Annotated in this window: 20 protein-coding genes; all 20 read left to right on the forward strand. The window is 51.6% G+C overall.

What is annotated here, in order from left to right; translation table 11 throughout:
• The first annotated feature begins 8 nt into the window (after positions 1–8).
• The 20 genes from J3L11_RS03055 to tldD all read left to right on the forward strand — a co-directional run bounded on the left by J3L11_RS03055 (position 9) and on the right by tldD (position 24026).
• Positions 9–908 carry an AAA family ATPase gene (locus J3L11_RS03055; protein WP_207569962.1) on the forward strand — a complete coding sequence of 300 codons (900 nt, stop codon included), beginning with the start codon at positions 9–11 and terminating at the stop codon, positions 906–908.
• The gene (locus J3L11_RS19635) at positions 905–2107 is read left to right on the forward strand and encodes a tetratricopeptide repeat protein (protein WP_207569963.1); all 1203 of its coding nucleotides are present in this window, start codon (positions 905–907) and stop codon (positions 2105–2107) included. The genes J3L11_RS03055 and J3L11_RS19635 overlap by 4 nt, the downstream gene beginning before the upstream one ends.
• Positions 2104–3861: an ATPase, T2SS/T4P/T4SS family gene (locus J3L11_RS03065; protein WP_347566491.1), complete on the forward strand. Its 1758-nt coding sequence runs from the start codon at positions 2104–2106 to the stop codon at positions 3859–3861. The genes J3L11_RS19635 and J3L11_RS03065 overlap by 4 nt, the downstream gene beginning before the upstream one ends.
• Positions 3861–5081 carry a type II secretion system F family protein gene (locus J3L11_RS03070; RefSeq protein WP_207569964.1) on the forward strand — a complete coding sequence of 407 codons (1221 nt, stop codon included), beginning with the start codon at positions 3861–3863 and terminating at the stop codon, positions 5079–5081. Before J3L11_RS03065 ends, J3L11_RS03070 begins: the two co-directional genes overlap by 1 nt.
• Positions 5081–5572 (forward strand): MSHA biogenesis protein MshF, encoded by a 492-nt coding sequence (locus J3L11_RS03075; RefSeq protein WP_207569965.1) that lies wholly within the window; start codon positions 5081–5083, stop codon positions 5570–5572. Before J3L11_RS03070 ends, J3L11_RS03075 begins: the two co-directional genes overlap by 1 nt.
• Before the next feature lie 54 nt (positions 5573–5626).
• Positions 5627–6229 carry a prepilin-type N-terminal cleavage/methylation domain-containing protein gene (locus J3L11_RS03080; protein WP_207569966.1) on the forward strand — a complete coding sequence of 201 codons (603 nt, stop codon included), beginning with the start codon at positions 5627–5629 and terminating at the stop codon, positions 6227–6229.
• Between the two features lie 33 nt (positions 6230–6262).
• Positions 6263–6760 carry a prepilin-type N-terminal cleavage/methylation domain-containing protein gene (locus tag J3L11_RS03085; protein WP_133038457.1) on the forward strand — a complete coding sequence of 166 codons (498 nt, stop codon included), beginning with the start codon at positions 6263–6265 and terminating at the stop codon, positions 6758–6760.
• Positions 6761–6790: 30 nt separating this feature from the next.
• Positions 6791–7324: a prepilin-type N-terminal cleavage/methylation domain-containing protein gene (locus J3L11_RS03090; RefSeq protein WP_207569967.1), complete on the forward strand. Its 534-nt coding sequence runs from the start codon at positions 6791–6793 to the stop codon at positions 7322–7324.
• Positions 7272–7808, forward strand: coding sequence for a type II secretion system protein (locus J3L11_RS03095; protein ID WP_207569968.1), 537 nt, complete (start codon positions 7272–7274; stop codon positions 7806–7808). The genes J3L11_RS03090 and J3L11_RS03095 overlap by 53 nt, the downstream gene beginning before the upstream one ends.
• Positions 7808–8596 (forward strand): prepilin-type N-terminal cleavage/methylation domain-containing protein, encoded by a 789-nt coding sequence (locus J3L11_RS03100; protein ID WP_207569969.1) that lies wholly within the window; start codon positions 7808–7810, stop codon positions 8594–8596. The genes J3L11_RS03095 and J3L11_RS03100 overlap by 1 nt, the downstream gene beginning before the upstream one ends.
• Positions 8586–9035, forward strand: coding sequence for an MSHA biogenesis protein MshP (locus J3L11_RS03105; protein WP_207569970.1), 450 nt, complete (start codon positions 8586–8588; stop codon positions 9033–9035). Before J3L11_RS03100 ends, J3L11_RS03105 begins: the two co-directional genes overlap by 11 nt.
• Positions 9028–12666, forward strand: a complete 3639-nt coding sequence (locus J3L11_RS03110; RefSeq protein WP_207569971.1) for a DUF6701 domain-containing protein — start codon at positions 9028–9030, stop codon at positions 12664–12666. The genes J3L11_RS03105 and J3L11_RS03110 overlap by 8 nt, the downstream gene beginning before the upstream one ends.
• A 225-nt stretch (positions 12667–12891) precedes the next feature.
• On the forward strand, positions 12892–13941 hold the full coding sequence (locus tag J3L11_RS03115) for a rod shape-determining protein (RefSeq protein ID WP_133038463.1): 1050 nt from the start codon (positions 12892–12894) through the stop codon (positions 13939–13941).
• A gap of 44 nt (positions 13942–13985) precedes the next feature.
• Entirely contained in the window at positions 13986–14867 is an 882-nt protein-coding gene (gene mreC, locus J3L11_RS03120; protein ID WP_207569972.1) for a rod shape-determining protein MreC, read from the forward strand.
• A complete protein-coding gene (gene mreD / locus J3L11_RS03125) occupies positions 14864–15352 on the forward strand; it encodes a rod shape-determining protein MreD (protein ID WP_133038465.1) in 489 nt (162 codons plus the stop codon). Before mreC ends, mreD begins: the two co-directional genes overlap by 4 nt.
• Positions 15352–15936 (forward strand): Maf family protein, encoded by a 585-nt coding sequence (locus J3L11_RS03130; RefSeq protein ID WP_207569973.1) that lies wholly within the window; start codon positions 15352–15354, stop codon positions 15934–15936. The genes mreD and J3L11_RS03130 overlap by 1 nt, the downstream gene beginning before the upstream one ends.
• 133 nt (positions 15937–16069) lie before the next feature.
• Positions 16070–17536 carry a ribonuclease G gene (gene rng / locus J3L11_RS03135; RefSeq protein WP_133038514.1) on the forward strand — a complete coding sequence of 489 codons (1467 nt, stop codon included), beginning with the start codon at positions 16070–16072 and terminating at the stop codon, positions 17534–17536.
• Positions 17488–21771 carry a YhdP family protein gene (locus J3L11_RS03140; RefSeq protein WP_347566492.1) on the forward strand — a complete coding sequence of 1428 codons (4284 nt, stop codon included), beginning with the start codon at positions 17488–17490 and terminating at the stop codon, positions 21769–21771. The genes rng and J3L11_RS03140 overlap by 49 nt, the downstream gene beginning before the upstream one ends.
• Positions 21695–22540: a carbon-nitrogen hydrolase family protein gene (locus J3L11_RS03145; protein ID WP_207569974.1), complete on the forward strand. Its 846-nt coding sequence runs from the start codon at positions 21695–21697 to the stop codon at positions 22538–22540. The genes J3L11_RS03140 and J3L11_RS03145 overlap by 77 nt, the downstream gene beginning before the upstream one ends.
• A 37-nt stretch (positions 22541–22577) precedes the next feature.
• The gene (tldD, locus tag J3L11_RS03150) at positions 22578–24026 is read left to right on the forward strand and encodes a metalloprotease TldD (protein WP_133038469.1); all 1449 of its coding nucleotides are present in this window, start codon (positions 22578–22580) and stop codon (positions 24024–24026) included.
• The last annotated feature ends 11 nt before the right edge of the window (positions 24027–24037 follow it).

Raw genomic sequence — 24037 nt, forward strand, 5'->3', positions numbered from 1 at the left:
GAGGTGCCATGTATCTGCAGCACTTTGGTATGCGCAGCATGCCGTTTGCATTGACGCCGAACACTGAATTTTTTTTCGGATTGCCGCCTCATGTGGAGGCGTTGCAAGTGCTGCAGGTCGCTTTACAAACTGGCGAAGGTTTTATCAAAGTCACTGGTGAAGTCGGCACTGGCAAGACGCTTATCTGCCGTAAACTGCTTAATGAACTGTCAGAGCAGTTTGTCTGTGCCTGGTTGCCGAACCCCTACCTGACACCTGCAGAGCTGCGAGCGGCTGTTGCACAGGAGCTGGGTATTTTGCTGGAGTCAGTGCGAGATCAGCAGCATTTGACTGGGCTTATTCAGCAGCAGTTGCTAACGCTGAGTGCTCAGGGTAAGCAGATTGTGCTGGTGCTGGATGAAGCGCAGGCGCTACCCGATGATAGCCTAGAAGCATTGCGATTGTTTACTAATCTGGAAACCGAACAGCGCAAGTTGGTGCAAGTGGTGTTGTTTGGACAGCCAGAACTGGATCAGCGCTTGGCACAAGAGCGATTTCGCCAACTGCGGCAGCGCATCACCTTTAGTTATCAGTTGCGGCCGCTTTGCAGCGCTGAGGTCGGGGCATATCTGCGACACCGTTTGGCGGTATCGGGTTATCAAGGTGCGCCACTGTTCAGTGCCGCCGCCGTGAAAAAGTTGGCGAAGTCGTCACGCGGCATCCCACGACTGATTAACATTCTTGCCCATAAAGCATTGTTGCTGAGCTATGGTGCGGGACTTGCCACGGTGACGAATAAACAGTTGCAGGCAGCGGTTGCCGATACCGAAGATGCGTCACCGCTTGCCAGCTTGCGCTGGTTGTGGGCGGGTTCATTATTACTTCTCCTAGTGGCCGCGGCGACATATTTTAAAGGAGTATTCTGGTGAGTGTTGTCAATCAGATGCTGAAAGATCTCGACCAGCGCCAACAGCCGCATGCCTTGTCTGGTGTGCCGCAGAATACGCAGGCCCAGGCCCGGCGCTTGGCATCCTGGCAACTGCTGTTGTTAGGATTACTGGCCGGAGCACTGTTGGTTGCCGCTGGATTTTATGGCTGGTCGGTATTCAACCGCAACCATGAGGCAGGCACAACTCAAGCGCCTTTAGTCGGAAAGACTGACACAGTAACAGCGCCATCCTCGGCCTCAACAACTGTCGCTATGCCTAAAACCGCAGACAACCAAGTAGCCGCATCGTTGCCCACTGCTGCTGCACCTGAGGCCACCACGCCGCAACCGAAGCTTACGACGCATGCTGATGAGGAATCAGCGCCGCCGTTAGCGGTTGCATCTCCAGTATCAACGCCAGTGACAGTCGCTGCAGACGCACCAGCTGTTAACGCTGAGACATCTATTCACACAACGGCTAAAGATGTGAACAATAACGCATCATTTAATGCCAAGAGCGCTATTGAACCTAAGCAAGCCGTTGCGCAACCAGAGCCAGCGCCCAACATGGCAACCGCGCAGCCCTCCGGCAAAATGGAGATCTCCGAAGTAAAACTGACGCCAGAGCAACTGGCACAGCGGCAATATCAGGCAGGAATGAATGCGCAGCAAAATGGCGACCTCACTGCGGCTGCGGCGGCAATGCAACGAGCGCTGGAACTCTATCCGGCCTTGCATTCGGCGCGTAAGCAGTTAGCAGCGCTGTACTATGGCGCGGGACAGTTAACCGAAGCTGCGGCTTTGTTGCAACTCGGGATAAATAATTATCCCTCACAGCAGCAGTTCTGGCTGCTGCTTGGGCGAGTACAACTGGCGCAGGGCAAGTCCGCTGCGGCGCAGGCCAGTTTGCAACATATTGCTGATGGCTCAGAGTTGGCCACCGATAAATGGCTGACCCTGGCAAAACTGGGGCAGCAAGACAGCAACTGGACCTTGGTGCAACAGAGCTACCAGCGGTTGATTGCATCTGCTGACAATGATGGCCGCTGGTGGATGGGGTTGGCACATGCGCAAGATGCTGCCGGTGACTACCCCGCAGCGCTGGCCTCTTACCGTCAGGCACTGCAACGAGATAATCTGTCATTGAATGCCCGAGCATATATTGAAAACCGAATTGCCCAGATAGGAGACCGTCAGTGAAGCCTAAGCTGAAAATGCGCCTTGGTGACCTGTTGGTTCAGGAACAGATCATCTCAGAACAGCAGTTGCACAACGCACTGGCTGAGCAGAAAAAAACCGGGCGTAAACTCGGGCGAACACTGATTGATATGGCCTACATTACCGAGGATCAATTGCTGCAGTTCTTGTCGCAGCAGTTGAATATCCCTTTGGTCGATATCAGTCGCCGGGCGATCCCTGCCGAAGTGGTCAACCTGCTGACAGAGGCGCAGGCGCGCCGTTTCCGGGCGTTGGTGGTGAGTGCCAGTAACGACAGTGTGCAAGTCGCTATGAGCGATCCCGCTGATTTGCAGGCATTAGATGAACTGGAAATGCTGCTGGCGCCGCGCCGACTTGAGCTGGTGGTCGTGAAGGAACAACAGCTATTTGATGCGTTTGATAACCTCTATCGCCTTACCGGCCATATAGCCGAGATGGCCGGGCAACTGGAAGAGGAATATGCCGCCGATGAGCAGTTTGACCTTGCTAGTCTGACCCAGGGCGACAGTGACAATGAAACCACAGTCGTCAGGCTGTTACAGACCATTTTTGAAGATGCGGTGCAAGTTAGGGCGTCGGATATTCACATCGAGCCTGGCGATAAATCGCTGCGTATCCGCCAGCGAGTGGATGGCTTGTTGCAGGAAACTGTGCTCAAAGAAGTCAATATCGCTTCGGCACTGGTGTTGCGTCTTAAGTTAATGGCCGGGCTGGATATTTCCGAAAAACGTTTGCCGCAGGATGGCCGTTTTCATATCGAAGTGAAGGGCCATCAAATCGACGTGCGTATGTCGACCATGCCCATTTACCACGGTGAATCGGTGGTGATGCGTCTGTTAGATCAATCCGCTGGACTACTGACGCTAAATGAAACCGGGATGCCATCTTACATTCTTAACCGGGTACGGCGGCAGATCAAACGGCCTCATGGCATGTTGTTGGTAACCGGCCCGACCGGTAGCGGTAAAACCACTACGCTGTACGGTATTCTTAGCGAACTGAACAAAGCCGAGAGCAAGATCATCACGGTGGAAGATCCGGTGGAATATCAGTTGCCCCGTATCAATCAGGTACAAGTTAACCATAAGATTGGCCTCGATTTCTCCAACGTACTGCGCACTACATTACGTCAGGACCCGGATATCATCATGGTGGGGGAAATGCGTGACCGCGAAACCGTGGAAATCGGTCTGCGTGGGGCGCTGACTGGTCACTTGGTACTGTCCACCCTACATACTAACGACGCGATTACCAGCGCATTGCGCTTGCTGGATATGGGGGCCGCCAGTTATTTAGTGGCCAGCGCATTACGGGTCATTATTGCCCAGCGACTGGTACGCCGGGTGTGTAAAAACTGTGGCGTACCTTATCAACCTACTACCCAGGAACGCGCCTGGCTAGCGAGTGTTAGCCAGCAGGACTTCAGTCAAGCCACATTTCGCGTGGGCACGGGGTGCCAGAGCTGTGCTGGTACTGGCTATCGCGGTCGTATCGGCGTATTTGAACTGCTGGAACTGGACGAAGCCATGATTGATGCCATGCGGATGGGTAACCCGCAGGCATTTGCTGAGGCCGCTAAAGCGAGCCCCCTGTTTACCCCAATACTGGTGTCGGCGTTGAACTATCTGCAGCAGGGCTTAACCACTATCGAAGAAGTCGCCAAGCTGGTGGAGGATGTCTCTGAAAGTCCCCAAGCTTTGTCGCAGGATCTACAAGCTCGGGATGAGGTTCGCTGATGGCGCTCTATGAATATCGCGGACGCGATGGTAAAGGACTGGCTGTCAGTGGCACATTGGAGGCGACATCCGAGAGCGCGGCGGCCGACCAACTGCTGGCAAGGGCGGTTATTCCACTGCAATTGCGCGCAATAAAACAACGGCAACAGTTGGATTTATCCAGCCTGCTAAGGCGCAAGGTTCGGTTGGATGAACTGCAGATTTTTACCCGACAAATGTACTCGCTGACCCGCAGTGGCATTCCGATATTACGCGCTATTGCCGGGTTGTCGGAAACCACCCACTCGCAGCGGATGAGAGAAGCGCTGCAGGATGTGTCGGAACAACTCACCGCCGGTCATACCCTGTCATCGGCGATGAATCATCACCCTGATGTGTTTGATGCTTTGTTTGTATCGATGGTGCATGTTGGCGAAAACACCGGCAAGCTGGAAGACGCCTTTATACAATTGTCGGTGTATCTTGAGCGGGAACAGGAAACGCGGCGGCGGATTAAATCAGCCATGCGTTACCCCACTTTTGTGTTGATAGCCGTCGCTTTGGCTTTGGTGATCCTCAATATTATGGTGATCCCTAAATTTGCCGATATGTTTGCCCGTTTTCACGCCGAACTGCCATTGCCCACGCGTATTCTGATCGGAACTTCTAACCTGTTTGTGCATTACTGGCCACTGATGTTGTTTGCCTTGTTATTGACTGTGGTGGGGATCCGCTATTGGCATCGCACCGAGAAAGGCGAGAAACAATGGGATCAGTGGAAACTGCATATTCCCGCTGTAGGATCGATTATCGAACGTTCCACTCTGGCGCGTTACTGCCGTAGCTTTGCCATGATGCTGAGCGCTGGCGTGCCCATGACGCAGGCGTTGAGCCTCGTGGCCGACGCAGTTGATAACAGCTACATGCACGACAAGATTGTTGATATGCGCCGAGGTATTGAGGCGGGAGAGTCAATGCTGCGGGTATCCAAGGCCAGCCACCTGTTTACACCACTGGTGTTGCAAATGGTGGCCGTGGGGGAAGAAACCGGGCAGATAAACCAACTGCTCAATGACGCCGCAGATTTTTACGAAGGTGAAGTGGATTTCGATTTGAAGAACCTCACCGCCAAGCTGGAGCCGATTCTGATAGGTTTTGTTGCCGCTATTGTGCTGGTGCTAGCACTCGGGATCTACCTACCGATGTGGGATATGCTCAGTGTGGTTAAAGGAGGCCGGTAATGGCACAGCAGCGCGGTGCTGATGATAGCTTGATGTCGGTGTACCGTCAGCTAATCGCCTTATTATTGCTGCTGTTATTGCTGGGAATTATCGGCGTGCGCTATTTTAATGGCTTGCAACAGGTAGCCGACAACAGTTTGCAGGTTGAGTACAACCGTGTGCTGAATGTGTTGGCAATGGTGCGCTCACAGTGGCTGAACCAAGGTAAACCCGTGACTTTACTGGCAGATTGGCAACTGTCGGATAGTCATCAGCAAGATGCGTTGCTAATGGATAAAGGTGGCTGGCCGCTGCCACCAACCTTTGATGCATCCGGTTGCCAGCAACTCTGGCAACAGTTGTCGGGAGCCTCGGCCACGCAGGTCGGTATCGTGGTGCGTTATCAGGTTGACGCTCAGGTATGCGATTATCAGAGCAGTTCTGGGCCAAGTATCCGCTATCAGTTGCGTGACGGGAAAGTCATTTTTTTGACAGCGAAAGCAGAACATTGATGCAAATAATCATATAGTGGTTAAGATCGACTTTCCTGATGAGAGGAGTGTTAGATGAAACGAAACGTACAGGGTTTTTCATTGATTGAACTGGTGATCGTCATTGTCATTTTGGGACTATTGGCGGCAACTGCCATCCCCAGGTTTCTCAATGTGACCGACGATGCGGAAAACGCTAGCCTTGAAGGCGTAACCGGAGGCCTTGCTACCGCGGTAGCTTTTGTGCGTTCGCAATGGGAAGTGGATGGTCGTAATAACAGTAATGTCACATTGGACGGTACTACGGTGGCGCTGGATACGCGTTTTGGTTACCCCACCGGTTTAACGAATACCTCGGCGACCGGCATGACTAACACCAGTTGCCAGGAAGTTTTTAACACCGTACTGCAAAGCGCTCCTAAGAATGTGCGTGTGAATCAGGATGCCAAAGCGCAGCGCTATGTGGTGCAGGTTATCAGTGGTTCAGGTGGCAGCGCTACCGCTATCAATGGCACGGTAGTGGATAATCTGGACTTATGTGTGTTTTATCAAGTGTCGTCACTGGCGCTTGATCAAGCGACAGGGGTTCCCAGTCCGACTCCGGATTTGAACACCTCTGGTGCCAAAGGCATTACCTATAATCCGGGTACCGGTCAGGTATTGAGTTTTACCAACTAACATTTATTACAAACGCTTAAGGGATGTTTTTATATGAGAAAGCAACAAGGTTTTACACTGATCGAACTGGTAGTGGTGATCATCATTCTGGGCATTTTAGCAGTAGTAGCTGCGCCTAAGTTTATTAATCTGCAGTCAGATGCCCGTGTCTCCGCATTGCAGGGATTAAAAGGCGCCATTCAGGGTGCTAACTCTCTCGTGTATTCAAAGGCAGCGTTGGCGGGCCAAGAAACTGCATCTTCGGCTACAAATATAGATATTGGTAATGGAACATCAACTGTCAATGTTTCAACCATTTACGGCTACATGGTGGCAACTGAAAATGCTTTAGAAAGCGGAATGGATATTAAACTAGATGCTTCAACCGTAACAGATCCCAAAGCTGACTGGATTGTCACCGAAAATAGTACCTCGACTCCTGCTAGTCTGACGTTGAAACAAAATGGTGCTCCAGCTAATTGTTATATCACTTATGAGCAAGCAACCTCTACTTCTCAGCCTGTCATTACTGTTACTGACAGCGGGTGTTAATTTTAGGCCTTGCCATTACAGATTATCAGAATGCCAGCTTTAGACGATGGTCTTGACAGTGCAAGAAATGCTGCTGATTTTAAGGGCTTCACACTAGTTGAGTTGGTAGTCACCATCCTGCTGCTGGCAATTTTGTCGGTGGTCGTACTGCCTAAGTTTATCGGCGCTGGTTCATTCAGCGCCTATGCTGTGCGGCAGCAATTTATCAGTGAATTACGGCGGGTGCAGATGCTTGCTGTGAACAATCCCGATCGTTGTTATCGGCTGTTGGTTAATGACACCGGTTATCGGGTCGATCATCTGCAAAGCGATTGTAGTACGCTGCTTTTCAGTGACGCCACCGATGAAACTCCAGTGCCCGCTAACGGTAACACAAAATCTTTCCCTCGCTATTCACACATTGAATTTCACAGTAATCCGACATTTTCCATCCAGTTTGATAGTGATGGTCGTAGTATCTTTTTTCCCGGAAGTCTGAGCTGTAACGGCGCCTGCTTGCAGGTGATAGCTGATGAAGCGCTGGGGATTGCCATTGAGTCTGAGGGCTATATCCATGAGGGCTGAGCGGCAAGGTTTCACTTTGATTGAGCTAGTGATCGGCATGTTGGTGTTGAGCATAGCCATTGTGCTGCTGACTAGCGTGCTATTTCCCCAGAGTGACCGCGCTGCAGCAACATTACAACGGGTGCGGGCCAGCGAACTGGCAGGTTCAGTCCTGAATGAAATCTGGGGTAAAGCCTATGATGAAAACAGTGGTTTTGGTGGTGTGCCTGCGTGTGGTAGCAATGATGGGATAAGCTGTTCTACTGTTTTCGGATCTGATGGCGAAAATCGTAATGACTATGATGATGTTGATGACTATAACGACCTCAAAGAAAGTGCCGAGATGCTCAACAGCAGCCAGACTTATGCGGCTGTTTACCCCGATTATAAACTGCTTGTTACCGTCGAGAAAGGGAATAAGGCCAACACCAAGTTGATCACGGTAAAGGTAAAGACGCCAGCGGGTGAGGTTATCCAGTTTAATGCGCTCAGGAGTAACTACTGATGCGTCGGCAACTAGGATTTACGCTAGTGGAACTGGTCACGGTGATTATTATTCTTGGCATCTTAGTGGTGGGTGCCAGTAGTTTTATTATCTTTGGCACCCGGATTTTTATGGACTCCAGTGCGGCAGATCGCATTATTGGCAGCAGCCGTTTTGTCATGAGCCGGCTCACCCGTGAATTACAAAATGCTGTGCCGGGGAGCGTCCGCTTGGCCGATAGTGGCAATCTGCAATGTGTGGAGTTTTTGCCAGTCAGTGTCTCCGGTAGTTATCTGGCTTTGCCGATGGCCCCAGATACGATGGCGGATCGTATGCAGGTTTTCACGCCGCAGACTGCGCTGCAAAGTGGCATGCAATTGCTGGTGTATCCGCTGTCAACCGCCGATGTTTATACGGTTGCCAATCATAAACGTTATAATATCAAGAACGCCTCCACCACAGGTGATACCACTGAAATCGTGTTTGATAGTTCAGTTGCCTTTGCTGAAGCGTCTCCTGGCCGTCGCTGGTATGCCGCTTGGCAACCTGTGAGTTATTGTTTCTTTGCCAGTGGTCAGATCCGCCGTTACGGCAATTATGGTTATCAGGCGTCACAGCCTTTGCCGCCAGCCGTGACCGGCGTGTTGATGGCGGAAGATCTCAGTAATGATTTTGTCGCGGAGTTACCGCTAGCGTTGACACCTCCGAGCCTGACCAATAATGCCATTGTACAGTTACGCCCTAGATTCAGTATTCTAGGCGAATCATTTACTTATCAGCACCAGGTGCAGGTGTTTAATGTGCCCTAGTCTGTACTCCATCCCGCAACGTCGACAACAGGGCAGTGCCTTGGTGATTGCCATTTTTGTGATTGTGGTTATGTCGATACTGGCGTTGGCTTTGACCCGAATCGGCAACAATGCCGATGACGATGTGAATCTGGAAGTGTGGAGTTTGCGAGCATTCGCGGCGGCCAATAGTGGTGCTGATGCCGCCTTGGCACAGTTATTCCCCCTCAATGGCAGTGTCGCGACATGTGCGTCGAGTTCTGTTTGGACGCCACCAGATGCGACTGGCTTTCACGGTTGTAGTGTGTCACTTAACTGCACCAGCCAAAGCGCTGCTGGCGTGACACAATATGTTGTGCGCAGCACTGCGGTATGTGAAACCGGTAACTGTGATGCGGGCGCTGATGGTCGGCAATGCCTGCGCGTCAGCCGTAGTGTAGAGGTAGAAGCCCGTGAATAGAGTACTGAGTTGCTTACTATTGTGGGGATGGTTAAACACCTCGGCACTGGCATTTGATGCTATTGATACCGATGTTTATTTCCCGGCAGTAGCTCAGGGTGTGTGGGATAATCAGTCGTGTCATTGGGGGATTCCTTATCCGCAGTTTGCCCAATATAACAATAGTAAGATTAGCGGCAGCGGTGGGGCGGCGTTAGCTTTTTGCTCTTCTAATGCGGGTTCTGGTATGCCCAGCGACGGTTGTGATACTGCCACGGGGGCTCGTCATTACTGTAGTACTAATGGTAGTGCGGTTGAGCGTTTACCACTGAATGGAAATAACGCTTTTAAATATAGTAACCAACGTGGTGGTTCTATAGGTTATTGCCGTGATGGTGATGCAATAACGTTAGGCAGCTATGGCAATACACAATACGGTAACATCAGTCTTTATAGCCGCTGTAATTTAGATTTTTCTGCGCAACAAAACGAATATCGTCTCAATAGTCTGTCTATTGGTGGTGGTGCCACAGTCACTTTCAGCAGTGGCGACTACTGGATTGATTCATTGCAGATCAATAACAATGGAAACATTGTCATCAAAGGCGATGCTCGCTTGTTTGTTAATGGTGGGCAGCTTAATAGCGGCGTAGTCAATGCGGCGGCTGACGGTTTTGTTCTGTTAGTGAGTTATGGCGATTTTCAGTTGACTGGCGATAGCTTGTTCAATGGTTATCTGTATACCGATGGAGAGTTACGGCTGCATAGTAATTCTACCGTTAATGGGCGAGTCACAACCGGATCGTTGTTCATGAGTTCTTCGTCAAAGATTAATGATCAAGATTATCGGCCCAGTCCACCGTTAAACTGTTTTTCCGATAATTTCTCTGGTAATGCGTTAAGTGACGATTGGGTTGCCGCTCGCAGTAGCGGCAATTTCACCCCCTCGATTGTGAATGGCCGATTGCGTTTAACACAAAGTGTTACCAACCAAGCAACTTCAGCCACCTACCAACGGCTATTTCCTGGCGATGACAATCTGGTCACCATTGAATTTAATCACTATGCCTATGGTGGTAGTGGTGCCGATGGGATGGCGGTGGTGGTGTCTGATGCGCGAGTGACACCACAACCCGGTGCTTTTGGTGGGCCGCTGGGGTATGGCTTTAAACCGGGAATTCCCGGTTTTGCGGGCGGTTGGCTCGGGATTGGTCTGGATGAATACGGCAATTACTCGGCCGAAGGCGGTTCAACCAATGTGGGGTCGCGTCGGCAGTCGGTGGTGATCCGCGGTTCCGGTAGTGGCACCTCTGGTTATCGCTACCTGCGCGGTACTTGTAACAATGGCGCTGATAAAAAGGATACTAACTGCCTGTCTCCTGCCATCGATGGCAACAGTAATGGCAATTATCGCTATCGTATTACTATCGACTCGCGAGTTGCTGGCGGGTCCGTGGTTAAAGTTGAACGCAATACCGGTAGTGGTTACAGCACGTTGATTGATTCGTTTAACGTCAATTCACAGTCAGGACAAAGTGCTGCCCCAGATAATTTTTTGCTGTCTTTGACTGGCTCTACCGGTAGTGTCACCAATATTCATGAGATGGATAACTTACAGATCTGTGCGCTGAAATCCTCACCAGTTGACACGCTTATCGATCATTTCGAGTTTGATTATTCAGGCACGCCGCTGACCTGTAACCCACAAACGTTAACGCTCAAAGCCTGTATGAATGCAGACTGTAGTACGCTGTATACTGGCGCGGTGAGCGCTACCTTAACCCCAACCGATACCAGTGTGGGCGGCTGGATTGGGGGTAATGTGGTGAGTTTCAGTGGGGGGAGCACCTCGGTTGACCTAGCGCATACCCAAGTGGGTAATGTCACGGTTGGGGTGCAGGGATCAGATCCATTGACCAAAGCCTTTAGTCAGACGTTATGCCGTAATGGCAGTGGTGCCGCGAGCAGCGCGGCGTGTACGCTCAATTTTGCCGACAGCGGTTTTATGCTGTCGCTCCCTGACAAGTTAGCTGGAAAGCCAGTAAGTAGTATTTTACTTAAGGCTGTCAAAAGTGATGGTAGTGCTCAATGTGTGCCTGCGTTTGCCAATGTGACCCGGCAGGTGGGTTTCTGGAGTCAGTACATTTCCGACGTTATTGCAGACCCTTATAACGTACAGCTAAGAGCTTCGGGACAAACCAGTTGGACGAATATCGGTAATGGCGAAAATCAGGCCAAGTCCTTGGCGTTGGCGTTTGACAGTCACGGACAAGCCAGCATTGATGTGAATTATGCGGACGCTGGTAAAGTCGAACTTGATGCCCGTTACATCGGCGCTACTAGTAGTAATGACCAAGGGCTGGTGATGAATGGCGCTGGCAGTTTTGTCAGCTTTCCGGTGGGTTTATGCGTTGCCCCCCAAGATGAAATTAAGTGCAGTGCTAACAGTTATGCAGGCTGCAGCGCGTATAAAAAGGCCGGTGAGTCTTTCAATTTACAGGTGAAGGCCAAAGCCTGGAGCGCTGACAATGATCCAGACATCTGCGATAACCCAGATACGCCCTCCTTTGCTATGAATGGTATCACCATGGCGCACGAGCTGTTGGCCCCGACAAACGGTAATCCCGGAGAATTAGGAACCAAGCAGTTCCGCCAGCAAATAGGCACAGACGGCACCTTGGTGGAGCAGAGCGTCAGTGAAGTGGGGATTTTTGGTTTTGATGCCTCCACTGACTTACCCTATGAAGGGAGTTCAGCATTTAAGATCCCTGCGGGTAATCAGGCCCGCATCGGCCGATTTTATCCGGCCGCGTTTACGGTGGAAAGCGCTACCCTTACCGAGGGGTGTGGTAGCTTTACCTATATGGATCAACCTATCAATGTCACAAAACTGGTGATGAATGCCGTCAACACCTCCTCGCAGTTAACAACTAATTACCGCGATGAGTTCGCCAAGGGTATCGCCTCTTGGCAAGCAGAAAATAGCGGTACGGATTTATCGGCCAGAATGAGTGCGTTTAGTGGCAGTTGGAATCAAGGGCAGATCATCATCAATAACGGCACGTTCAGTTTTCAGCGATTGGCGCCGACGAACGTTGATGGGCCGTTTCCTGCGCTGCCCGTCGGAATAAAGGTGGATGATCCTGACGTGGTGCCCATGTTGGTCAACGATATGCCAACGTTATCAGCAACGAAACTGGATACGCTGGACATGCGTCATGGCCGCATAGTGTTAGCCAATACCTATGGGCCGGAAAACCAGCAATTGTTAATGCCGGTGCAGGCGCAGTATTGGAACGGCAGTAGTTGGCAGTTGAATAGCGACGACAGTTGTAGTCTGGTAACTCCCGCACTACAGACTCAGGTAACTGATGCCGCGCTTGGTTATGTTTTTGATCCAGCGTTGGCGAACGGCCAGAGTATCCAGCGTGAAGGCGACGGCAAACTCAGCAATGGCGAATTGCAATTGCCGTGGCGCGCTGATGGTGGTTATCAAGGCAAAGTCACGGCACCGCTAGCGGTGCACGACTGGCTCAAGTGGTATTGGGGCTGGAACGGCAATAACAGTGAGTTGCTAGATCCCCGAGCCAGCGTCTACTTTGGTCGTTATCGGGGCAACGATCGTATTATTAACTGGCGTGAGGTGCGCTGACTAACAAGTGATATACGACTTGACGGCGTCAGAAACTCAGCGCGTAATCTGCGTCATTTTACAGGACTCAATGCTGTGATCCGGTGTCAGTGTCGACCCAACTAAAAAAAATCCAATAATTAGCAAATGTTGCTCTAGCAAGGCTTGTGGTATGGGGGTGGCATTGATAAAGTTAGCTGATTTTTAATTCTTCTCTTCTGATTCCACAGAATACAGGCAAGTTACATGTTCAAAAAGCTGCGTGGCGTTTTTTCTAATGATCTTTCGATCGATTTGGGTACAGCCAACACACTTATCTATGTTCGTAATGAAGGTATAGTGTTGAATGAGCCCTCAGTGGTCGCCATCCGCGCCGAGCGTAACAGCTCCGGACAGAAATCCGTTGCTGCCGTGGGGATGGAAGCAAAGCAGATGCTTGGCAGAACGCCGGGAAATATCCAGGCTATTCGGCCGATGAAAGACGGTGTGATTGCCGACTTTTATGTGACTGAAAAAATGCTGCAGCATTTTATCAAGCAGGTACATAACAACAGTTTCTTCAGACCTAGCCCTCGTGTATTGGTCTGCGTACCAGTAGGTGCGACTCAGGTTGAACGCCGCGCTATTAAAGAATCGGCGATGGGGGCTGGCGCTCGCGAAGTCTATCTGATTGAAGAGCCAATGGCGGCGGCAATCGGTGCAGGCTTGCCAGTGTCTGAAGCCACCGGGTCGATGGTGGTAGATATCGGTGGTGGTACTACTGAAGTAGCGATTATTTCGCTGAACGGCGTGGTGTACTCCTCTTCCGTGCGTATCGGTGGTGACAAATTCGATGAAGCCATTATCAATTATGTACGCCGTAACTACGGCAGCTTGATTGGTGAAGCTACCGCCGAACGTATCAAACATACCATAGGTACAGCATACCCTGGCGATGAAGTGCTGGAGATTGAAGTCCGTGGGCGTAATCTGGCCGAAGGGGTTCCAAGAAGCTTTACCCTCAACAGCAATGAAATTCTCGAGGCGTTGCAAGAGCCGCTGTCAGGGATTGTCAGTGCCGTGATGGTAGCGCTAGAGCAGTCTCCGCCAGAATTGGCTTCCGATATCTCCGAACGTGGCATGGTGCTTACCGGCGGTGGTGCGTTGCTGCGAGACCTCGATCGGCTGCTGATGCAGGAAACTGGTATTCCGGTGATGTTGGCGGAAGATCCGCTCACCTGTGTGGCCCGCGGAGGCGGAAAAGCACTGGAGATGATCGATATGCACGGCGGTGACCTGTTCTCGGAAGAAACCTGATAGGCAGGTAGTCAAGGCGGTGTAATCACCGCCTTGGTTTTGTGATGAAACCTATCTTCGTTCGTGGTGTATCCAATCAGTTCCGTCTGACACTGGCAGTTATTCTGTCGGTGATTTTGATGCTGGCTAACGATCGGCTGGAGCCGGTACGGCAGTCGCTGGCGTCGTTACTCAGTCCCATTCAATACCTTGCCAACGTCCCCGGACAACTGCTCGATTGGAGTTCCGAGGCTGTTGCTACCCGCGATATGCTGCGTAAGCAAAATCAGGCACTGCTACGTCAACAGTTGCTGATGAGTGAACGGTTACAGCGTTATGAACATCTGCGTCAGGAAAATGAACGGCTCAGGGCTTTGCTGGGTTCTCCTGTGCATATGGATTCCCGTAAGATGGTCACCGAAGTGATGGAAGTGGCCTCCGATCCCTTTCATCAGTATGTGGTGATCAATCACGGTGCTCATGATGGTGTGTTTGTTGGCCAACCGGTGGTGGATGCACAGGGGATTGTGGGCCAAGTGGTGCAGGTAAGCGAACTCACCTCCAGAGTGTTGTTAATGTCGGATCCTGAGCAAGGGGTGCCAGTGCGCATTACCCGTAACGATGTCAGGTTGATTGCCAATGGCACGGGTGAAGTGGATGAGATTGAAGTCCGCTATGTGCCTAAAAGCACGGACATCAAAGTGGGCGACTTACTGGTAACATCCGGCCTAGGCAACCGCTTCCCAGAAGGTTATCCGGTGGCGCGGGTTATCTCTATCGCCAATGATGATGGTCAGAGCTATTTGAAAGTCATGGCGCAACCCATGGCGGCGCTGGATCGTATCCGCTATCTGTTACTGATATGGCCGGAACAACAGCCAACGCCCGCAACTGACTCTTCACCTCCCGCGGTCAAGGATGCCACCAATCAGGGAGAAACCCCATGATGCTGCAAAATACCCGTGGCGGTTTGGTGGTGTGGTTCTCCATGCTCCTAGGCTTGTTATTTCAACTGATGCCGGTACCGGAAGTGGTCGAGGCGTCTCGCCCCGATTGGCTGCTGTTGATCATGATTTACTGGGCGATGGCATTACCCCATCGCTACAATATTCTGACGGCCTGGGTTCTAGGCACAGTGCTGGATGTTTTGCTGGGGAGCTATTTGGGGATCCGCTCACTGACCTTCTCGCTAGTTATCTATATCATTGTGCTTAACTATCAGAAACTACGCAATTTTTCCATATGGCAACAGGCACTGATTATTGCGTTTCTGCTGTTGTTGTACCATTTGCTTATCTACTGGATGCAGTTTGTGATTTTCCGTAGTGAATTTCAGGTTCAGCAACTGTTGCCAGTGCTTTCTGGAACAGTGATCTGGCCGTGGATTTACTGGTTGTTGCGCCGTCTAAGGCGCCGTTACAAGGTCAAATAATGAAACAGTTGTTGTTGGCTTCAGCTTCGCCGCGTCGCCGTGAACTGTTGGCGCAGTTGGGGCTAGGAATGCCCAGTTTTTCGTTTGAAATATTGGCAACCGATATCGATGAAACACGGCATCATGGAGAAGCGGCCGCGACCTATGTTAATCGTTTGGCGCGTGAAAAAGCGGCCGCAGGGCATAGTCGCTGGCACCGTCCTGAGAGCATTGCTCTCGGTGCCGATACCATAGTGGTCGTGGATGACGAGATCCTAGGGAAACCTGTAGATGCGGCGTCTGCCAGCGCCATGTTGCAGCGGCTCAGTGGCCGCAGTCATAAGGTCATGACCGCGGTTGCGGTGACTGACGGTAATCATTGCGAATCAGTGTTGGTGGCGACTGACGTCACTTTTTGCCCTATGAATGATGTCCAGATAACGGCCTATGTTGCCAGTGGGGAACCAATGGATAAAGCCGGTGCCTATGGTATACAGGGGCTCGGCGGCAGTTTTATCAGCCGTATCAATGGCAGTTACTCTGCGGTTGTTGGCCTGCCATTAGTGGAAACCAGAATCCTGTTACAAAAGATGCAGCTGTTGTAGCGTTGCGTTGACATAAAATCGCAATTTCTGGCAGATTTCCCCGCCTTCTGTGGATAAAATCATCCTATCGGCATTCATTAAAGGGTCTAACGTGAGACACAGCGGCACAGCCAACCACAGGGTTCCCGGAAAACTGGGATCGGAACTGCTGATCAATGTGACACCGACAGAAGCCAGAGTGGCGCTGGTGGAACATGGCGTCCTGCAGGAAGTCCACATTGAACGTCGCATGAAGCGTGGTTTGGTGGGCAATATCTATAAAGGAAAAATCAGCCGAGTACTGCCGGGAATGCAGGCGGCCTTTGTCGATATTGGCTTGGATAAAGCTGCCTTTTTGCATGCCTCGGACATTTTTCCCCACACCGAATGTGTGGCTGACGCCGAAAAAGGCAATTTTGTGGTACGTAATATTGCCGAACTGGTACGTCAGGGGCAGGATATTATCGTTCAGGTGGTGAAAGATCCGCTGGGTACCAAGGGCGCTCGCTTAACTACCGATATTACCTTACCTTCCCGCTATTTAGTGTTTATGCCGGGTTCCAGCCACGTTGGTGTTTCTCAACGCATTGAATCTGAGGAAGAACGGGCACGACTGAAAGAAATCACTTTACCATTCGTGGATGATGACGGTGGCTTTATCATTCGTACTGCCGCTGAAGGTGTCGGCGCTGAAGAATTGGCGCAGGATGCCGCGTTTTTACGGCGGGTGTGGGCTAAAGTCAGCGAGCGTCGCAAACGTCAGGGCGCGACCTTGTTATACCAAGATTTAGCGCTGCCGGTGCGAATAGTGCGGGATTTTGTTGGTGTGGAATTAGACTCTATCCAAGTCGATTCACAAAGTACCTATGAAGAGTTACTACAATTTGCTCAAGAATTTATGCCCGATGTCGCGGCCAAGATTGAGCATTACACTGGTCCGGCTGCCATTTTTGATCTGTATGATGTGGAAAATGAAATCCAACGGGCGCTGGAGCGGAAAGTTGAGCTTAAGTCTGGCGGATATCTGATCATTGACCAAACGGAAGCTATGACCACGGTGGATATCAATACCGGTGGCTTTGTCGGTCACCGTAATCTGGAAGAAACCATCTTCAATACCAATCTTGAGGCCACTCAAGCCATCGCCCGTCAGCTGCGGCTGCGTAACCTTGGCGGTATCATCATTATTGATTTTATCGACATGCTGAAAGAAGAGCACAAGCAACGGGTACTCAACAGCCTGACCGCCGCGCTGAGTGCTGACCGGGTGAAAACCAATATTTCCGGGTTTTCCGGCCTTGGGCTAGTAGAGATGACCCGCAAACGTACCCGTGAGAGTCTGGAACACGTGCTGTGTGGCGAATGTCCCGCTTGCCGCGGTACGGGTACCATGAAGACGGTGGAAACGGTCTCTTATGAAATTTTCCGGGAAATTATTCGCCTCAACCGCACTTATCAGGCCGATGAATTCTTGATTTACTGTGCGCCCGCTGTCTATGAAGTGTTAGCGGCAGATGAAGCGCATTCAGTCGCCGAACTGGAAGTCTATATCGGCAAACGGGTGCGCATTCAGTGCGAGCCTATGTATGTGCAGAGCAAATACGACGTGGTGATGGTGTAGTGAATTTTCGCGTTAGCCCCTCTAAAATTGGCCGCTTCTGTTGGCAATTGCTGGCGGTATCACTGCTGCTGTTTGCTTTGTTGGTGAGTCTGATCCGCGGCTTGTTACCGCAGTTAGACCAAGTGCGTCAGGAACTGACCAGCTACATCGAGCAGCACTATGGGGTGCGGGTCGAAGTGGGGCAACTCTCGGCACACTGGCAGGCCTATGGGCCATCGCTGACGGTGGAGCGACTGGTACTGCCCAAGCAGGAACACTTGCCGGTAACATTGGTTGTGCAGAACGTACAGGTAAAACTGGATTTCTGGGAAACCCTGCTGACCGCCAAACCTCAAGTAGAGAACGTCATTTTTAATGGGGTGCAACTGGCGCTGGATCTGGATCAGTTAAATCCCCCCGATACCGCGGCAACTGGTCATCAAGGCGCCGGCAGTAATATGGACTGGTTGTATGCACTGTTGCTGGAACAGTTGGAACGCTTTTCTGTTGGCGATGCCACGGTACAGTTGCTGTCGCGCGATATTCATTATCGCCCGATCCATATCGGCAATCTGCGTTGGTTAAATCATGGCGAGATACATCAGGGCAGTGGGGCGTTATATCTTGATGACTCGCAGCAGGCACAACAGCATCTTACTCTGCGTATTGATCTCAGCGGCGATGGGTATAAACCCGATAGCATAAGTGGTCAGGCTTATGTGCAGGCACAATCTCTGGATATTGGGCGTTGGGCTTCTGAACAGAACAAAGCGCAACCGAGTTTGGCCGACATTCCGTTAGAGGGGGTGCTCAACTTAGAGGGCTGGGTGGAATTTGCCCAGCGTTCCTTGCGTTCCGGATTGATCCGTTTTAGTCCCTCTTGGTTCCAATGGTCACTGGATAAACAGTCACAACGTTTTGCCATTGATGGCGGAAGTATCAGTTGGCAACCGCAGCCAGATGGCTGGCAGTTGCAGAGCCAGGATATGCAGTTGCAGTCAAATGGTCAGCCGTGGCAACCGTTGCAAGTTCAGTTACGTAAACAACAGCAGCAACTATTCGGCAGTATGAGCAGCATTAAATTGCAGCAATTGACCCCGCTATTACCGATACTTCCTGGCATTGAGCGCGAACAGTTGCAGCAATTGCTACTAATGCAGCCGCAGGGTGAGTTCGGACCGTTGCAAATTTATCGTGGTGCCGATAAAGACTGGCAAGCGGCGTTGCCGGTGCACGGACTGGCGTGGCATGCGGCAGGGGAATTGCCGGGGATGACGCCCGTCGATTTGCGTCTGGGGTGGCGCGCTGGCTATTTGAGCGCCGCTTTACCCGCTCAGCATTACCAGGTAGATATCCCGAAAGAATTTAAGGCACCATTAGCATTTGATATATCGGCGTTTTCGATAGGCTTTGACAGCAACACTATGCAGTTGTTTGTGTCAGAACTGCAAGCGAGTAACGACGATTTACAGTTTGATACCGCATTGCGGCTGGATTTACACGATGAACCTAGCATGGCGTTGGCGGCTTCAGTACAGTTGCATGATGCCAATAACGCCGGGCGTTATTTCCCGCGTCGGCAAATGGGTGAAGATCTGAGCCAGTATCTGGAACAGGCATTGAATACTGGCCACAGTGAAAATGCGGCGGTGGTGTGGCGAGGGGCGCTCAATGAGTTTCCTTTTGCGGCACATAACGGTGTATTCCAGGCTGGCTTCACTATGAATGAAGCGCAGTTTGCATTTCAGCCAGACTGGCCCATGGTCAAAGGGCTAAAGCTCGACGGGTTATTTGACAATGCGCGGATGGAACTCAAGCTGCTGACCGGAAAACTGCTGAACGTGGATATCAGTGGTGCCAACGTGATCATTCCCAGTCTGGAATCGCACAGTCACCTGTTGGTCGATGCTAGTATTGCCGCCAAGGGCTGGGATATTGCAGCGGTGATGCAGCAGTCGCCCCTTAAAGACAGTGTTGGCACGACTCTGGATACTGTAAAAATCCAGGATACAGTGGAAGGCAAGTTGCAACTGGATATTCCGTTATATGCGGGTGTCGAACCGGATATTCAGGGAACGGTCAATTTCCGCGATACTCCCGTGTATATCCGTAAGCCAGGGATAAAACTCAATAAAGTTAATGGCACTGTCAGTTTTCATAACGAGGTGGTGACGGCGCAAGAGATCAATGCCTTGCTGTACGGACAGCCCACTAGCATCGACTTCACCACCGGGGATCAGAACGATAAATTTGCGGTCAATGTGCATGCTAAAGGTAACTGGCAATTATCGCGTCTGCCGCCAGAATTGGAAAATCCGCTGACACCTTTTTATCAGGGTAGCAGCAGTTGGAATGGCGCCCTGCAACTGATTTTTGATGGTAGCGGCTACACGCTACAGGCCAATGTGGATGCCGATTTGACCAATACCGCGCTGTCATTACCTGCACCGTTTGCTAAAGCTAAAGGAGCGCCGTTGACGTTGCAGGCAGAACTGCTAGGTGATGATCAGCAAGCTTCTTTAGGGATTAAGGCGGGTGACAAGGCAGAGTTCTGGGGTGGCTTTACGGCAGACTCCGATGATCGTTTGAAGCATTACGATTTGCTGTTAGGTCGGTTATTCCGTAGCGGTGATCAATTAGTGAAAGATGGTGGTCAACTGCGGCTGGATTTAGACCATGCCGATTTTGACCAGTGGTTGCCGGTGATTACCGCTTTTACCAATGCCGCGCCAGCCAAACCTGCGACAACTGTGCCGCAGACGCCACCATCCACGGCTGAGTTGCCGCGTGACCCGCAAAGCGCTGTTCAAAACACTGTCGATGGCAGTTTTTTCCCGGAACTCAAAGGCATTCAGGCCAACATCAACGACCTCAGCCTATTGGGGCAAAGATTCACCCAATTGCAGATGACTGCTCATCCAACCGGGCAGTCGTGGCAGTTTGAAGGGTTGTCGCCAGAGTTTTCTGGCAGCGTGGAGATCTTCCCTGACTGGTATCGGCAAGGACTGAAACTCAAAGCGTCTCGTTTGTATCTGAACCCACTAAAACCAATTGGCAGTGCGGCCGATATTGCCGAAAAGACCGCGACACAACAACCGGATGACTTGCCGCCACTGGCGGTGGATGTGGATGATTTCCGTTTCCAGAATATCGCGTTGGGTCACTTGGTGTTGCAGAGTGCTCCAGCGCTGCGTGGTTATCATATTCAGACCTTATCGGTGTCTGCCCCACAAGGCAAACTGGAAGGTCAAGGGGATTGGTTGTCTACTGATGGCGCCAATCAAACTAAGGTGAGTTTCAACATAGACTCGCCTGATTTTGAACAATTGGCGCAGTTGTTTGATAGCAACCCAGGGGTTAAGGAATCACCGCTAAAACTTAACGCGACACTTGATTGGCGCGGCGGCCCGACAGCTTTCAATCTGCCGACGTTAAACGGCGATGTGCACTTTGAGTTAGGTAAAGGTCACATGGAGCAGATCAGTGATAAAGGTGCACGCATTTTCTCGCTGTTCAGCCTTGATTCACTGCTGCGTAAATTGTCGCTGGATTTTTCAGATGTATTTGGTAAAGGTTTGTATTTCAATAGTTTTGGTGGCGATTTACACATCGATGACGGCATGGTCAAAACCACCAATACTGAAATGGATGCCATCGCCGGCAACATGAAAGTCCGCGGTTATACTGACCTTAATACCGAAAGCCTCAACTACGACATCCGCTTTGCGCCCAAGCTGGCATCCAGTGTGCCGACCGTGGTTTTGCTCAGTACCAGCGCTTGGACGATGGGCATAGGCGCCTTTGCGTTAACCAAGGTGCTGGAGCCGGTCATTGAGGTTATTTCAGAAATTCGCTTCCGCCTCACTGGTACCATGTCAGAACCTAAGCTGGAAGAGTTGGAGCGAAAGAGCAAAGAGATTGAAATTCCTAAAAGTGCTTTGCCAGCGTCTGAACAGCCTGCTGGCAATGGTGCCGCCGCGACAGAACCACGGGGGCCGACAACGGCTACTACCGTCGTGCCCCCGGCTACCGATGCATCTGTTACTACGCCGCCTGTAATGTCGCCGGCGGATGCCGCCACTAAAGCGCAACCGGAGAAGGCTGAGAAACAAAACGGCGCAAATCCCACAGCACCTAAAACATCCGAACCGACCCAAAAGCCCCCAGAGGAACCCGCCGATGCAGGTAAATCTTCTTCAGTGTCAGAGCAGCCGCAAGCCAGCAGAGAATTTAGCGTTTATCAGCGCGCAGCTTGAGCAGTTGCCGCGTATTCCCGGCGAATTGCAATTGGTAGTGCTGCCTGAGTGCGCCTTATTGTTCGGTGGTCATGAAGGTGAACAGTTGGCTTATGCTGGCAACGGTGATGAAACGCCGTTGCAGCAGCAATTATCTGCGTTAGCAGTACAACATCAGGTGTATCTGGCGGCAGGTACCATTCCGGTAGCCAGTGGCGATGGACGGGTTTATAGCCGTACTTACCTGTTTGACGATAAAGGACGAGTGTTAGGTAACTATGACAAACTGCATCTGTTTGACGTCGATGTCAGTGATAATACCCGTCATTACCGCGAAAGCGATGCTTTCTGCCCCGGCAATCACCTCAGCGTAGTTGACACGCCATTTGGTCGTATCGGGCTGTCGGTATGCTACGATTTGCGTTTCCCTGATCTTTACCGGGCATTGCGCCAGGCGGGCGCGCAGATCATACTGGTGCCAGCCGCTTTCACCCAAGTGACCGGCGCGGCTCATTGGGAGGTATTGTTGCGGGCGCGAGCGATTGAAACCCAGTGTTACGTCCTGGCCGCCGCGCAATGGGGCTGCCATAACCAAGGCGGTCGCGAAACCTGGGGCCAAAGCATGATAGTCGACCCTTGGGGGCAGATTATGGAACAGTTACCAGAAGGCACAGGTTGGTTGCAGGCACGACTGGATTTGGACGAACTGCACAAGATCCGCAGTCACATGCCGGTGGCACAACACAATCGATTTTCGCTGCCGGTATTGTTGCCGCCAGCCAAGCATTAACCAGTTATACGGGCCGAGGCCCATTGAGAGAGCATACATGTCATTGTTAACCCAAGTGGGACAAAGTTTGCTGCAGCAGGGCCTTACATTGGAAGACCTGCACCGCTATCTTGAGCGTATTCACCGACATCAGGTCGATTTTGCGGATCTTTATTTTCAAGGCAGCCGCCATGAATCTTGGGTACTGGAAGATGGCATCATCAAAGAGGGTAGTTTCCACATCGAACGTGGTGTGGGCGTGCGGGCGATTACTGGTGAAAAAACCGGGTTTGCCTATGCTGACGATATCACTCCCGCAGCACTGAATGCCTCAGTGGAGGCCGCTCGCGGCATTGCGCAAAGTGGCGGCAAAGGTAAGGTACACGCTTGGAAGCGGCGTGGTGTGAAGCCGTTGTACCAGAGCGAAGACCCGATTGCGGCGATGACAGAAGCGCCCAAGATTCAGCTACTGAAGCAGGCAGATGCCTATGTACGTAGCTTGGACCCGCGAATTATCCAGGTGGTGATCAGTCTGTCCGGGGTTTACGAAGAGATCTTGGTTGCCGCCAGCGATGGCACTTTGGCCGCAGATATTCGGCCATTGGTGCGCTTTAACTGCTCGGTGATCCTGGAAGAAAATGGTCGACGTGAACGCGGTGGCTCTGGTGGTGGTGGCCGTCATGACTACAATGCGTTAATGCTTAGTGGCGATGACGGTTTGCCCGTGTGTTTTGCATTCGCGCGCGAAGCGGTACGCCAGGCGCAGGTTAATCTTAATGCCGTGGATGCTCCTGCGGGTGAAATGCCAGTGGTGCTTGGCCCAGGCTGGCCGGGTGTATTACTGCATGAAGCCGTGGGCCACGGCCTAGAAGGCGATTTTAACCGTAAAGGTAGCAGCGCTTTCAGCGGCCGCATCGGCCAACAGGTGGCATCACCGTTAGTCACGGTAGTAGATGATGGCACCATTGCCAATCGTCGCGGCTCACTCACGATTGATGATGAAGGCACACCAACTCACCGTACTGTATTGATTGAAAACGGTATTTTGAAAGGTTACATGCAGGACAAACTGAATGCCCGGCTGATGGGACAGCAACCAACCGGTAATGGTCGTCGTGAGTCTTATGCGAATTTGCCGATGCCGCGTATGACCAACACCTACATGTTGGCTGGCGAGTCAGATCCAACAGCAATCATCCGCTCTGTAGATAAGGGCATTTACGCGCCCAATTTTGGCGGCGGTCAGGTCGATATCACGTCGGGTAAGTTTGTGTTTTCAGCTTCAGAGGCTTACCTCATCGAAAAAGGTGAAATCACTCAAGCCATCAAAGGCGCCACACTTATCGGCAATGGCCCAGAAGCCATGGGACAGATCTCCATGGTGGGCAATGATCTGTCACTGGATAAGGGCGTCGGTGTCTGTGGCAAAGATGGACAGAGTGTGCCTGTGGGGGTTGGTCAGCCAACGTTGAAGTTGGATCGGCTCACGGTAGGTGGCACCGCTTAATCGGTGTGCTG

The sequence above is a fragment of the Shewanella sp. 4t3-1-2LB genome (assembly GCF_017368415.1).
GTDB classification, from domain to species: Bacteria; Pseudomonadota; Gammaproteobacteria; order Enterobacterales; family Shewanellaceae; genus Shewanella; species Shewanella fodinae.